The sequence below is a fragment of the Streptomyces sp. NPDC015242 genome (assembly GCF_043079125.1).
In the GTDB taxonomy this organism is placed as follows: Bacteria; Actinomycetota; Actinomycetes; order Streptomycetales; family Streptomycetaceae; genus Streptomyces.
The window spans coordinates 1020876-1034130 of record NZ_JBIBUF010000002.1; the positions used below are offsets into that span (position 1 = coordinate 1020876).

Genomic DNA, 13255 nt, shown 5'->3' on the forward strand with positions numbered 1-13255 from the left:
CGGCTCCCCTACCGTGCGGGCATGAAGCTTCTGTCTGTGAATCTGGGCCAGGCCCGGGCGGTGCCGTACACGGACAACCCGGAGGGGGTCACGGGGATCGACAAGCGGCCGGTGGCGGGACCGGTGCGGGTGGCCGCGCCGGGGCCCAAGGGCGTCGGCGGCAGCGGGCTCGCCGGGGACGCCGTGTGCAAGCTGGAACACCACGGGGGCGACGACCAGGCGGTGTACGCGATGGCGCGCGAGGACCTGGACGCGTGGGAGCGCGAGCTGGGCCGGCCCCTGCCCGACGGCGCGTTCGGCGAGAACCTCACCACGGTGGGCCTCGACGTCTCCGGCGCCCTGATCGGCGAGCGCTGGCGCGTCGGGCCCGAGGTGGTGCTCGAGGTGACCAGCGGGCGCATTCCGTGCCGTACCTTCCAGGGCCATCTGGGTGAGAAGGGCTGGGTGAAGCGGTTCACGCAGAAGGGCGCGCCGGGGGCGTATCTGCGGGTGATCGAGCCGGGCGAGATCCGGGCGGGCGACGCCGTCGAGATCGTGCACCGGCCCGGCCACGACGTGACGGTGGCCCTGCAGTTCCGGGCGGTGACGACCGAGCGGACGCTGCTGCCGCGGCTGCCGGCGGCGGGCGAGGCCCTGCACCCGGAGATACTGCGGGCGGCGCGGGAGTACACGGAGAAGTACGGGAGCTGACCGCCGGTCACCGGGCCCGTCTCCACCGACCCTTCACCGGGGAAGGGCCCGCGGGCAACCGGATGCACCCGGTGCAGGTCACTACCCTTCTGCCATGACAACGGCTCTGATTACGGGATCGACGGCAGGCATCGGGGCCGCGTTCGCGCGGCGACTGGCGGCCGACGGGCACAACCTGGTGCTGGTCGCCCGCGACACCCAGCGGCTGCGGGAACAGGCGACCGAGCTGCACGACCGGCACGGCATCGAGGCGGAGGTGCTGACGGCCGACCTCTCCGAGGACAAGGGCATCGAGGCGGTGGCGGACCGCCTGGGCGAACGCAGGAACCCCGTCGACCTGCTGATCAACAACGCCGGTTTCGCCAACAAGGGCCGTTATCTCGAGGTCCCCATGGCCGACGAGCTGCGGATGCTGAAGGTGCACTGCGAGGCGGTGCTGCGGCTCACGTCGGCGGCGACGGCGGCCATGCGGGAGCGGGGCCGCGGTGGTGTCGTCAACGTGGCCTCGGTGGCCGCGTTCGTGCCGCGCGGCACCTACGGGGCGTCCAAGGCGTGGGTCGTGCAGTTCACCCAGGGCGCCGCCCGGGACCTGGCCGGCAGCGGCGTACGGCTGATGGCGCTGTGCCCCGGCTTCGTCCGCACCGAGTTCCACCAGCGGGCCGGCATGGGCACGGACAACATCCCCGGCTGGATGTGGCTGGACGCGGACAAGCTGGTGGCGGCGGCCCTGCACGACCTGGCCCGCGGCAAGACGCTGTCCATCCCGGACCCGCGGTACAAGGCGCTCATGGGGGCGGCGAAGCTGGTGCCGCGGGGGATGCTCGGGGCGGTGTCGTCCCGGACGGGGCGGAAGTACGGGCCGCAGTAGGCACTCCCCCCCCTTCCTCTCCGGCCGGTCCGGGTCCGTCCGGCGGTCAGCCCCGGGCCCGGCGCCGGGCGGCTCCTCCGGTCCCGGCCCGACGCGCACGGCGCCCCCGCGGGGACGACAATGGTGCTGTTCAGCCGGACCCAGGGGGGCCGGAGGTGGGGCGAGCATGACCTTCGTGCAGCTCATCGAATGCAGGACCAGCCGGCTCGACGAGATGAACCGGCTGATGGACCGGTGGGTCGAGCAGACCCGCGGCAAGCGGACCGCCACGCACAGTGTGGTGGCCAAGGACCGGGCCGACTCGTCGCACGTCGTGGAGATCGTGGAGTTCCCGTCGTACGAGGACGCGATGCGCAACTCCGGGCTTCCGGAGACCGACCGGATCTTCCAGGAGATGGTGGCGCTCTGCGACGGGACGCCGACCTTCACGGACCTCGACGTCGTACGGGACGAGCAGCTCAACGCGGCCACCGCGCGCCGGTTCTTCGAGCTGGCGCCCGGGCGGGGTGACGCGCCGGCGTTCAACGACGTGTTCGTCGAGGGCTACCACGACCACGACCCCGCCAACGTGCAGGACGTCATCGGGCTGGACGCGGTGCGGCGCGAGGTGGAGGTCTGGCGGGGCGGGTTCGACTTCTCCTTCACCGTCGAGGACCAGATGGCACAGGGCGACCGGGTGTGCACCCGGTGGACCTTCCACGGGCGCCACACCGGCGAGTTCCTCGGCATCCCGCCGACCGGCAAGGACGTCACCATGACCGGGACGACCGTGCACCGGTGCAGCCCGGACGGGAAGCTCGCCGAGGGCTGGTGGCAGTACGACCGGCTGGGGCTGATGCAGCAGCTGGGCGCGCTGGAGCCCACGGAGCTCTGACCGGTGACGGGCGCGTCCGGGCGGCGGCCGGTCGCGGAGCGGGCGGGCGGGCGGCCGCCGGACTAATCGCCTCCGCCGCCGCCCCCTCCGTCCCCACCGCCCCCGTCGCTGCCGCCCCCGCCGCCGTCGCCGCCGTCGCCTCCGTCGCTGCCCCAGCCGTCGCCGCCCCCTGGTTCGTTGTCGGCGCGGTCCCTGCCGAGGTTGCTGTACCAGGGGCTGTCCCAGGTGTCCTCGTCCGTGGCGCGGCGGCGCTGCACGGCGCGGAACCTGGCCAGGCCGGTGGTGTCACCGAGCCCGAAGGACACGGCGACGGCGTGGGCCATGACGGCGTCCAGGGGGTCGGGACTCTCGTGGCGCACGTCGGCCAGCGGCAGCAGCACCGAGCCGGACGGGGGGCCGGGCCACCGTGAGGGGCGGGTCAGCAGGGCGACCGGCCGGTCGTCGCGCAGCAGCCACGAGCTGTCGGCGTTCTCGCGGCGCAGGGTCCAGAGCCGGTCGGGCAGGCGGATGCCGACCTTGCTCTTGGACTTGCGCATCCTCTTGTGCAGTTCGAGGGCCGCGGTGACGTCACCGACGGAGAGCACCAGGCCGTGGGCCGGGTCGGCCGTGTCGGGGCGGTAGCCGTACGGTGCCCGCAGCCGTACGGCGGGGGCCTGCGGGCCCCAGACGTCGACGCGTACCGAGCGGCGGTCCACGGCGACGGTCACCGGTCCGGCGGGGCCGGGTGCGCGGCGGCGCGCGATCCACAGCGGGACGCCCTCCGCCCGCGCCTGTGCGGCGACGGCGGCCACGTGGTCCGGGCCGCCGCATCTGCGTACCGCCAGGTCGCCCAGGGCCCGGGCGAAGGCGGCGGCCTGACGGGTCCTCAGGGGGGTGGTGGTGCCGGTCACGCGGGTGACCGGGACCGGGCCGGGGCCCTGCGGCAGCGCGTCCAGGGGGCGCTCGGTGCCCCCGCCGCCGAGCCAGCGGCCCCGCAGGAACGCTTCCGCCATGGCCACGAGGTTCAGCTCGTCCAGCGGAGTCGTCCTGCCGCCCCTGCGCAGTCCGTCCTCGGTGAGCCGTACCGTCCGCGCCAGCGGGTTGCGGGACTGTTCCGCGTAGAGCACCTCGTTCATTCCAGCCCCCTCCTGATCCGGCCGCCCTGGTCATAGACCGGCGAGGGCCCCGCGCGGTTCCCGGCCCGGCGGACGGCACGGCGAAGGCCCGGCCCCCCGTCGTCCGGGGTGCCGGGCCTTCGCTCGGGCTCGGGCGGGCCGACGCGCGTCGGCCCTCAGCCGTGCCGCCTCAGCCGTTCGGCCTCAGCCGTGCTGCCTCAGTGGGAGTGGCCGTGGCCGTGGCCCGCGGCGGCCGGCTCCTCCTCTTCCTTCTTCTCGACGACCAGGGTCTCGGTCGTGAGGAGCAGGGAGGCGATGGAGGCGGCGTTCTCCAGGGCGGAGCGGGTGACCTTGACCGGGTCGATGACGCCGGCCTTGATCAGGTCGCCGTACTCGCCGGTGGCGGCGTTGTAGCCGTTGCCCTTGTCGAGCTCGGCGACCTTGGAGACGATGACGTAGCCCTCCAGGCCGGCGTTCTCGGCGATCCAGCGCAGCGGCTCGACGGCGGCCTTGCGGACCACGGAGACACCGGTGGCCTCGTCGCCGGTCTTGTCGAGGTTGCCCTCCAGGACCTTGACGGCGTGGACCAGGGCGGAGCCACCACCGGAGACGATGCCCTCCTCGACCGCGGCGCGGGTCGCGGAGATGGCGTCCTCCAGACGGTGCTTGCGCTCCTTGAGCTCGACCTCGGTGGCGGCACCCACGCGGATGACGCACACGCCGCCGGCCAGCTTCGCGAGGCGCTCCTGGAGCTTCTCGCGGTCCCAGTCGGAGTCCGTGGTCTCGATCTCGGCCTTGATCTGGGCGACGCGGCCCTGGACGTCGTCCTTGTTGCCGGCGCCGTCGACGATGGTGGTGTCGTCCTTGGTGACGGTGACGCGGCGGGCGGAGCCGAGGACGTCGAGGCCGACCTGGTCGAGCTTGAGGCCGACCTCCTCGGAGACGACCGTGGCGCCGGTGAGGACGGCCATGTCCTGCAGCATCGCCTTGCGGCGGTCGCCGAAGCCGGGGGCCTTCACGGCGACGGCGTTGAAGGTGCCGCGGATCTTGTTCACCACGAGGGTGGACAGGGCCTCGCCCTCGACGTCCTCGGCGATGATCAGCAGCGGCTTGGAGGCGTTGGCCTGGATGACCTTCTCCAGCAGCGGCAGCAGGTCCGCGATGGCGGAGATCTTGCCCTGCGTGATGAGGATGTAGGGGTCGTCCAGGACGGCTTCCATGCGCTCCTGGTCCGTCACGAAGTACGGCGACAGGTAGCCCTTGTCGAAGGCCATGCCCTCGGTGAAGTCCAGCTCCAGACCGAAGGTGTTGGACTCCTCGACGGTGATGACACCGTCCTTGCCGACCTTGTCCATCGCCTCGGCGATGAGCTCGCCGACCTGCTGGTCCTGGGCGGACAGCGCGGCGACGGCGGCGATGTCGGACTTCTCGTCGATCGGGCGGGCCGAGGCGAGCAGGTCGTCCGAGACGGCCTTGACGGCGGCGTCGATGCCCTTCTTCAGGGCGGCCGGGGAGGCACCGGCGGCGACGTTCTTCAGGCCCTCGCGCACGAGCGCCTGGGCGAGCACGGTCGCGGTGGTCGTACCGTCACCCGCGATGTCGTTGGTCTTGGTCGCCACCTCCTTGACCAGCTGGGCACCGAGGTTCTCGTACGGGTCCTCGATCTCGACCTCACGGGCGATCGTGACACCGTCGTTGGTGATGGTGGGGGCGCCGAACTTCTTGTCGATGACGACGTTGCGGCCCTTGGGGCCGATCGTCACCTTGACCGTGTCGGCAAGCTTGTTGACGCCGCGCTCGAGGGCGCGACGGGCGTCCTCGTCGAACTTCAGGATCTTCGCCATGGGAGCGTGAGCCCTCTTCCGGAATCTGGGATAACGGCAACTGCGCCCCGGGCGCCCGGCTTCTTAGCGATCGCGGGGGCCAGGGGCGCAGTTCAAAGCAAGGTGCTTCGGGTGAATTACTTCTCGATGATCGCGAGCACGTCGCGGGCCGAGAGGACGAGGTACTCCTCGCCGTTGTACTTCACCTCGGTGCCGCCGTACTTGCTGTAGAGCACGACGTCGCCGACGGAGACGTCGAGCGGAAGACGGTTGCCGTCCTCGAAGCGGCCCGGGCCCACGGCCAGGACGACGCCCTCCTGGGGCTTCTCCTTGGCGGTGTCCGGGATGACCAGGCCAGAGGCGGTGGTCTGCTCGGCGTCGAGCGGCTGGACCACGATGCGGTCCTCGAGCGGCTTGATGGCAACCTTGGAGCTGGTGGTCGTCACGATCCGACCTCCCCCTTCGGAGATCTCACGGGGTTAACTGTCTGAGGTGGCGACCAGGTGGATCCGTCGTCGCGGGTGCCGGACCTGCCCGTCGCTGTGTTGGCACTCTCCTGTGTCGAGTGCCAGAGCCGAGACTATGACCGTGATTAGCACTCGGTCAAGCGGACTGCTAATTGCGGGCGGCGCGTCGGCCAGGCAGGTTGCCGCGCGGGACGGTCCGGACCCTCACAGGTGGTCCTCCAGCCGTCCCACCCGCAGGCCCTTCCCCTCGATCTCCCGCAGCAACCGCAGCGTCCGGTCCGTCAGGGTCGGGGACGCCTCCCCGGACGGCACCGAGACGATGTCGCCGGCGCGCAGGCCGGGCGCGCCGCGGGTGTAGGTCAGCTTCCCGTCGGAGCCGAGGGACGCGCGCCACAGCACGACCGCCGCGATGCCGCAGTCGGCGGCGGCGCGCAGGGTGGTCGTGTCGTAGGTGCCGTAGGGCGGGCGGAAGAGGTGGGGCCGGACGCCGAAGCGGGAGTGGAGCTTGTGCTGCTGGCCGCAGATCTCGGCGCGCTGGCCCGCGTAGGGCAGGCCGCGCAGGGCCGGGTGGTCCAGGGTGTGGTTCTGCAGGGACGCGCCGACCGCGCGCAGCCGGGCGAAGTGGCCGTAGCCGGGGCCCACGACGCTGTCGGTGAGGAACATGCTGACCGGCAGGCGCCGGGCGCGGACCAGGGCGACGAAGCGGGGGTCGCGTTCGGCGCCGTCGTCGTAGGTGAGGAAGACGACCGGGTCGCGGGTGGGGACGTGGTCGACGACGGGGGGCAGGCGGCGGGCGGCGGGGGCCGGGTCCCGGGCCCGGCCGTCGGCGGTGGCGGGGCGCTCCCCCGCCGCCCCGGCGCAGCCGGTCAGCAGGACCAGCAGCACGCAGAGCAGCGCGGCGGCCGGGCGCCTCACAGGTAGTCCTCCAGCCGCCCCACCGCGTATCCCTCGGCCGTGACCTTGTTCAGGAAGCGGCGGATCATGTCCGGCATCGTGCCCTTCCACTGCTCCGGGCCCCGGAAGTGCGTGAGGACGATGTCACCCGGGCGCAGCTCGCGGTCCCCCTCGCGGTACTCCCAGCGGTCGGCGAAGACCTCCTCGTTCCACAGCGGGACGTGGGTGATGCCGCAGGCCTTGGCGGCGCGCAGGGTCGCCCGGTCGTAGCTGCCGTAGGGCGGGCGGAAGAGGGTGGGGCGCTTGCCGAAGCGCTTCTCCATGTAGCGCTGCATGCCGCAGATCTCGCGCTTCTGCGCGCGGTAGGACAGTCCGGGCATGTAGCGGTGGAAGAGGGTGTGGTTGTTCAGGACGACGCCCCTCGCCTGCATCTTCTTGAAGTAGCGGGGGTCGTCCTTGACCAGGTAGCCGCTGAGGAACGCGGTGTAGGGGACGTCGAGGTCGCTCATCATCCGCAGGAAGGTGCGGTCCTTCTCGGCGCCGTCGTCGATGGTGAGGAAGACGACCTTGTCCCGGGTGGGGATCCGGGTGAAGACGGGCGGCAGGTTCGACTCCCGGTGCCCGGCCACCTGGAAGCCCTTGCGGGTCTTGATCCTCGGCTTGCGCTCGGGGGGCGGCGGGGCGGGCAGCGGGACCCGCTTCAGCTCCCAGCGGTGCGTGGCGGCGACCCGGGCGGCGTGCGCGGCGCGCAGCTTGGAGGCGTAGGAGTCGAGCGCGCGGGCCGGTGGCGCGTCGAGGGGCTGCTGTCCGCCGGCCGGGGTGACCCGGTCGCTGCCGCCGCCCTGCGCGCAGCCCGAGGCGATGGCGGCGAGGGCGAGCACGGCCAGGCCGATCCGTGCACCGCCCGAGGCCCGGCTTTTGTCATTTTGTACGACTGCTCGCATGGTGCCGGATCCTCGCAGCCGGCCCTCGCGAACCCGCCCCGACACAGCGGCCGTCCGACCGGCATCCACCGACTGGCCCACACGACACCCCCCGGACGTCCGTGGCCGACAATGACCGGGTGAACGACCTCGCCCTCCTCCTCACCCCCGAAGGCCGCGCCCTCCTCGACGAGGTGCGCGACACCGACCCGGCGCGGGAGCTGGCCGTCGCGACCCGGCTGCGGCGCGAGCACCCCGCGGAGCTGGTGTCGGCGGCGCTCGGGCAGGCACGGCTGCGGCAGCGGGCGGCGGTGAAGTTCGGCGCCGGGGACGCGGGCCGGATGTTCTTCACGCCGAACGGGGTGGAGCAGTCGACCCGGGCGAGCGTGGCGGCCCACCGGGCGCGGCGCCTGGCCGAGTCGGGCGTGACCTCGGTCGCCGACCTGTGCTGCGGCATCGGCGGTGACGCGATCGCGCTGGCCCGGGCCGGGATCCGGGTGCTGGCCGTGGACCGCGACCCGCTCACGGCCGCGACGGCCCGGGCCAACGCCGAGGCGCTGGGGCTGGCGGACCTGATCGAGGTCCGCGAGGCGGACGTCACGGAGGTGGACACGGCCGGCTACGACGCCGTCTTCGTCGACCCCGCGCGGCGCGGCGGACGGGGCCGGATCTTCGACCCCGAGGCCTACTCGCCGCCGCTGTCCTGGGCGGTGTCGGCCGCCCTGCGGGCCCCGCGCGCCGCGCTGAAGGTCGCCCCGGGCATCCCGCACGAGGCCGTCCCCGAGCAGGCCGAGGCCGAGTGGATCTCCGACGGCGGGGACGTGAAGGAGGCGGTGCTGTGGTTCGGCACCGCGCCGGGCGCCGTCCGGGCCACCCTGCTGCCCGGCCCGCGCACCCTGCTCTCCCGCGGGCTGCCCGACCCCGGCGTCCGCCCGCCCGGCCGCTACCTCTACGAGCCCGACGGCGCCGTCATCCGCGCCCATCTGGTCGCGGAGGTCGCCGACGAGGTCGGCGGCGGACTCCTCGACGCGACCATCGCGTACGTCACGGCCGACGCCCTGCGCCCGACGCCGTACGCCACCGCCTACGAGATCACCGACCACCTGCCCTTCAACGTCAAGAAGCTGAAGGCGCTGCTGCGCGAGCGCGGGGTCGGCACGCTCACGGTGAAGAAGCGGGGCTCGGCTGTCGAGCCGGAGGAGCTGCGCCGGAAGGTCAAGCCGCAGGGGCCGCACGCGGCGACGGTGTTCCTGACCCGGGTGGCCGGAGCGCCGGCGATGCTGATCGGGCACCCCGCCTGACGCTCAGAGCTGCTCCGCCGCCCGCCGCAGCAGCAGGGCCCGCTCCCGTTCGTTGCGGGTGAGGGACGCCGCCCGCTCGAACTCCGCACGGGCCTGGTCCGTCCGGCCGAGGCGGGCGAGCAGGTCGCCGCGCACGCTGGGCAGCAGGTGGTAGTCGCGCAGGGCGGGATCGCCCGCCAGGGCGTCGACGAGGGGCAGGGCGGCCTCCGGGCCCGCTGCCATCGAGACGGCCACCGCGCGGTTCAGCTCCACGACCGGGGAGGGGGAGCGGGCGGCCAGCAGGCCGTAGAGGGTGGCGATGCGGGACCAGTCCGTCTCCTCGTAGGTGTGGGCGTGCGCGTGGCAGGCGGCGATGGCGGCCTGGAGCGTGTACGGCCCCGGACCGCCGGAGGAGGCCGCCTCGGCCCGGCCCAGCGCGTCGATGCCGCGGGCGATGAGCATGCGGTTCCAGCGAGCCCGGTTCTGGTCCTTGAGGAGGACGGGTTCGCCTGAGGGCCCCGTGCGGGCCGCCGTACGGGACGCCTGGAACTCCAGGAGCGCGGCCAGGCCGTGCACCTCGGGCTCCTTCGGCATGAGCGCGCCGAGCACCCGGGCCAGGCGCAGGGCGTCCTCGCACAGGCCCGGGCGGAGCCAGTCGTCGCCGGCCGTGGCGGCGTACCCCTCGTTGAAGATCAGGTAGATGACGTCGAGGACCGAGCCGAGACGGGCCGCGCGGTCGGGGCCGTAGGGCACCTCGAAGGCGACGTTCCGGGTCGCCAGGGTGCGCTTCGCGCGCACGATGCGCTGCGCCACGGTCGCCTCCGGGACGAGGAAGGCGCGGGCGATCTCGGCCGTGGTCAGGCCGCCGAGCAGGCGCAGGGTGAGGGCGGTGCGGGCCTCGGTGGACAGCACCGGGTGGCAGGCGGTGAAGACCAGGCGGAGCAGGTCGTCGTCGATGTCCTCGGGGTCGGCGGGCTCCTCCGGGACAGGCGTGGCCGACAGGTCGCGGCCGATCTCCGCGAGCTTGCGGGCGTAGTTCTCCCGGCGGCGCACCAGGTCGACGGCGCGGTTGCGGGCGGTGGCCATGAGCCAGGCCCCGGGGTTGTCGGGCACGCCGTCGCGCGGCCACTGCTCCAGGGCGGCGACCAGAGCGTCCTGCGCGAGTTCCTCGGCGATGCCGACGTCCCGGACGACCCGGGTGACGCCGGCGATGATCCGGGGCGACTCCATGCGGAAGACGGTCTCGATCGCCTGGGCGGTCCGGGAGGCGCCGGGGCCGGCGGTGGGCTGCGGTGTCACAGCCCACCATCAGACACCCCTGGCACCTCTCCGCCAAGCGGGACCGGTCAGGCCTCGGCGATCTGCCGGACCTCCGCGGTGATCGTCCAGTAGTCCTCGTGCAGGGACAGGAACCGCTTGGTCCACTCGATCGCCTCGGCCTTGTCCTTGCACTGGCTGATGGAGTAGCCCCCGATGACCTCCTTGGACTCGGTGAACGGCCCGTCCGTGACGGACAGCTGCCCGCCCTCCCAGGTCACCCGGCTGCCGTCCGCGGTCGGGGTGAGCCCGGCCGTGTCGAGCATGACCCCGGCCTTGGTGATCTCCTCCAGGAGCTTGCCCATCCGCTCCTGCAACTCGGGGCTCGGGCCCTCGGCGGGGGCGTTCTTCTCGTCGATGCGGATCAGGGTGATGAAGCGCGGCACGGTGACTCCTCGGTTCCGGAGCGGGGCCCGTCCCCGCTCTCACCCCTGCGTCGAACGGGAGACCGCCGGATCGACACCCGCGCCGATTTCTCTCGAAGAATTTTCCCGGGCCGCGTCATGGCAGGTCAGCGCAGGGACTCCCACAGCTCCCGCGCCTCGGGCTCGTCGGCCACCACCCGGTTCGGGTCGGAGGGCGCCCGCACCACCGGCATCATCACCGTCCGCACCCGGCTGGAGGACAGACCCTGCAGGCTCTGGCCCAGGCCGGTCAGCTCGCTCAGGGAGTCGAGGCCCGTGTCGGTGGTGAGACCGGCGGTCACCGCGTCCGCGACCCGGTACAGCCGGGCGGGGTCGGTGAGCAGGTCCTGGGCGGCGATGCGGTCGAGCAGGGCCTTCACCAGCTTCTGCTGCAGACCGATGCGGCCGAGGTCGCTGCCGTCGCCGATGCCGTGCCGGGTGCGGGCCAGGCCCAGGGCCTGGGTGCCGTCCAGGTGGTGGATGCCGGCCTCCAGGTGCAGGTGGCTGTCGTCGTCGTCGATGTCCTCCTCGGTGGTGACGGTGACCCCGCCGAGCGCGTCGACGAGCCTCGCGAAGCCCGAGAAGTCGATCTCGACGTAGTGGTCCATCCGCACGCCGGTCATCGACTCGACCGTCTTCACCGCGCAGACCGGGCCGCCGACCGCGTAGGCGTTGTTGAACATGGAGGAGGGCGCGACCGCGGTCGAGCCGTCGCCGTCGGCGCGCGGGCAGGACGGGCGGGTGACCAGGGTGTCGCGCGGGATGCTCACCACCGTCGCGCTGGTCCGGCCGGCGTCGAGGTGGACGACCATCGCCGTGTCGGAGCGTGCGCCGCCGCTGTCACCGCCGCCGAGCCTGCGGTTCTCCTCGCCGCTGCGGGTGTCCGAGCCCAGCACCAGGATGTTGAGCGCCTCACTGGGCAGGTCCGGCGCCGACGGCGACGGTGTCGTGACCGGCTTCGGCGGGCGGTTGTCGCCCAGCGCGTTGTCGATGTCGACACTGGTGATGTTGCTGTTGAGGTGCCAGTAGGCCCAGCCCGCGGCGCCCGCGGCGAGCACCAGCAGCCCCGCCAGGGTGAGGCCGGCGGTCCGCAGGGCGATCGACCGCCGGCCCCGCTTCGCGCCCTCGTCCCCGTTCGCGTCGTCTCCCGTCACAGACAGGAACATAAGTCCGAATTATTACGGGCAGGGGCTCCGGGACGCGATTTCTTCGGAAATTCTCAGACTTCACGTCCGGAACGCGCCCCACCACCCCCAGGCGCCCCTGACTGCTCCCACTCCACGGGGCGTTGGCGCCGGGCGCCGCGAAGCGCCGTCCGGAACCTGTCCGTTGCGGGGACCTTCGCCCAACGGGCCGCCGCACCCGAGGCCTTGCCGAGGCCGATGGGTCCGCCGTCGAACGCCGGCGATCCCGCCCCTCACCCCAGAGCCGCCGAAAGTTTCGGCGATGTAACCGAATCGCTTCGCCACCGCTGGGAACCGGACACCGCACCGGCCGAAAGCGGCGGATTCACGCCGGGGGCGCCGCCGTGCTGCTGCGCACCACCAGGCTGGTGGCCAGCTCCACCCGCGTCGCCGCCGGGATGTCGTCGTCCCGCCCCAGGTCGAGGACGAGCTTGGCGGCGGCCTCGGCCATCTCCGTCAGCGGCTGCCGCACGGTCGTCAGCGGCGGCCCCACCAGCGGTGCCACCGGCAGGTCGTCGAAGCCGACCACGCTCAGGTCCTCGGGGATGCGCAACCCCAGCTCTCGCGCGGCCTCATAGAGGCCCAGCGCCTGGAGGTCGTTGCCGGCGAAGACGGCGGTGGGCCGGTCGGGGCGGCGCAGCAGCTCCAGGCCGCGCCGGTAGCCGGCCTCGTGGTGGAAGTCGCCGTCGGCGATCAGGGAGGGGTCCACCGGCAGCCCCGCGGTCTCCAGCGCGGCCCGGTAGCCGTCGACGCGGGCGCGGCTGCACATCATCTGCGTGGGTCCGCTGATCGCGCCGATCCTGCGGTGCCCCAGCTCCACCAGGTGCCGGGTGGCCGCGAGGCCGCCCTGCCAGTTCGTCGCGCCGATCGACGGCACGTCGGCGCCGGGGTCGCCGGCCGGGTCCATGACCACGAACGGGATGGACCGGCTGGTGAGCAGCGCCCGCTGCGACTCGTCCAGTCCGGACAGGACGAGCACCACGCCGTGCGGCCGGCGGGCGGCGACCTGGTCGGCCCAGGTCCGCCCCGGGGTGAGCCGCCCCGCGCTCTCCGACAGCACCACGCTCAGCCCGGCGTCCCGGGCCACGTTCTCCACGCCCCGGATGACCTCCATCGCCCAGGCGCTCTCCAGCTCGTGGAAGACCAGGTCGATCAGGGGCGAGCGGGTCGCCTCGGCCCGCCGGCGCCGGTAGCCGTGGGCGCGCAGCAGGCCCTCGACGCGGGAGCGGGTGGCGGGGGCGACGTCGGCCCGGCCGTTGAGGACCTTCGAAACAGTCGGCGCCGACACGCCGGCCTCTCGGGCGATCTCGGCGAGCGTGGCGGTCTGCGCGGTGCGCCCCTGCGTCCGGATTTGCGTCCGGCTTTCAACGGGCTCCGGGGATGTCATGGCGGCGATCGTATCCCTGCGGGCCCCCTTGACGAAGTCCCCGTTGCGCC

Annotated in this window: 13 protein-coding genes; 4 read left to right on the forward strand and 9 right to left on the reverse strand. The window is 73.2% G+C overall.

Going from position 1 to position 13255, the window contains the following annotated elements:
- Positions 1–21 precede the first annotated feature (21 nt).
- The 3 genes from ACF07N_RS10045 (at position 22) to ACF07N_RS10055 (ending at position 2432) form a co-directional block, all read left to right on the forward strand.
- Entirely contained in the window at positions 22–690 is a 669-nt protein-coding gene (locus ACF07N_RS10045; RefSeq protein ID WP_392110493.1) for an MOSC domain-containing protein, read from the forward strand.
- A gap of 94 nt (positions 691–784) precedes the next feature.
- Positions 785–1558, forward strand: a complete 774-nt coding sequence (locus ACF07N_RS10050) for an SDR family NAD(P)-dependent oxidoreductase (RefSeq protein WP_392110496.1) — start codon at positions 785–787, stop codon at positions 1556–1558.
- A 166-nt stretch (positions 1559–1724) separates the two neighbouring features.
- A complete protein-coding gene (locus tag ACF07N_RS10055) occupies positions 1725–2432 on the forward strand; it encodes an ester cyclase (protein ID WP_392110498.1) in 708 nt (235 codons plus the stop codon).
- 62 nt (positions 2433–2494) lie between these two features.
- Here the strand turns inward: ACF07N_RS10055 and ACF07N_RS10060 are convergent, their stop codons facing one another.
- The 5 genes from ACF07N_RS10060 to ACF07N_RS10080 all read right to left on the reverse strand — a co-directional run bounded on the left by ACF07N_RS10060 (position 2495) and on the right by ACF07N_RS10080 (position 7654).
- A complete protein-coding gene (locus tag ACF07N_RS10060) occupies positions 2495–3547 on the reverse strand; it encodes a hypothetical protein (protein ID WP_392110501.1) in 1053 nt (350 codons plus the stop codon).
- A gap of 197 nt (positions 3548–3744) precedes the next feature.
- On the reverse strand, positions 3745–5370 hold the full coding sequence (gene groL, locus ACF07N_RS10065; protein ID WP_383335049.1) for a chaperonin GroEL: 1626 nt from the start codon (positions 5368–5370) through the stop codon (positions 3745–3747).
- Positions 5371–5486: 116 nt separating this feature from the next.
- A complete protein-coding gene (groES, locus tag ACF07N_RS10070; protein ID WP_053135717.1) occupies positions 5487–5795 on the reverse strand; it encodes a co-chaperone GroES in 309 nt (102 codons plus the stop codon).
- A 225-nt stretch (positions 5796–6020) separates the two neighbouring features.
- On the reverse strand, positions 6021–6731 hold the full coding sequence (locus ACF07N_RS10075; RefSeq protein WP_392110506.1) for a polysaccharide deacetylase family protein: 711 nt from the start codon (positions 6729–6731) through the stop codon (positions 6021–6023).
- Positions 6728–7654: a polysaccharide deacetylase family protein gene (locus ACF07N_RS10080; protein WP_392110509.1), complete on the reverse strand. Its 927-nt coding sequence runs from the start codon at positions 7652–7654 to the stop codon at positions 6728–6730. The genes ACF07N_RS10075 and ACF07N_RS10080 overlap by 4 nt, the downstream gene beginning before the upstream one ends.
- A gap of 119 nt (positions 7655–7773) precedes the next feature.
- Between ACF07N_RS10080 and ACF07N_RS10085 the strand changes: the two genes are divergently transcribed.
- Complete coding sequence (locus ACF07N_RS10085) at positions 7774–8934, forward strand: methyltransferase domain-containing protein (protein ID WP_383335042.1); 1161 nt, start codon at positions 7774–7776, stop codon at positions 8932–8934.
- A gap of 3 nt (positions 8935–8937) precedes the next feature.
- Here the strand turns inward: ACF07N_RS10085 and ACF07N_RS10090 are convergent, their stop codons facing one another.
- From ACF07N_RS10090 to ACF07N_RS10105, 4 genes are all read right to left on the reverse strand, one after another.
- Entirely contained in the window at positions 8938–10212 is a 1275-nt protein-coding gene (locus tag ACF07N_RS10090) for an RNA polymerase sigma factor (RefSeq protein WP_392110512.1), read from the reverse strand.
- A gap of 47 nt (positions 10213–10259) precedes the next feature.
- Positions 10260–10616, reverse strand: coding sequence for a YciI family protein (locus tag ACF07N_RS10095; protein WP_383335038.1), 357 nt, complete (start codon positions 10614–10616; stop codon positions 10260–10262).
- Positions 10617–10741: 125 nt separating this feature from the next.
- Positions 10742–11800, reverse strand: coding sequence for an LCP family protein (locus ACF07N_RS10100; RefSeq protein WP_392110515.1), 1059 nt, complete (start codon positions 11798–11800; stop codon positions 10742–10744).
- 343 nt (positions 11801–12143) lie between these two features.
- Positions 12144–13205, reverse strand: coding sequence for a LacI family DNA-binding transcriptional regulator (locus tag ACF07N_RS10105; protein ID WP_383335034.1), 1062 nt, complete (start codon positions 13203–13205; stop codon positions 12144–12146).
- Positions 13206–13255: the final 50 nt, after the last annotated feature.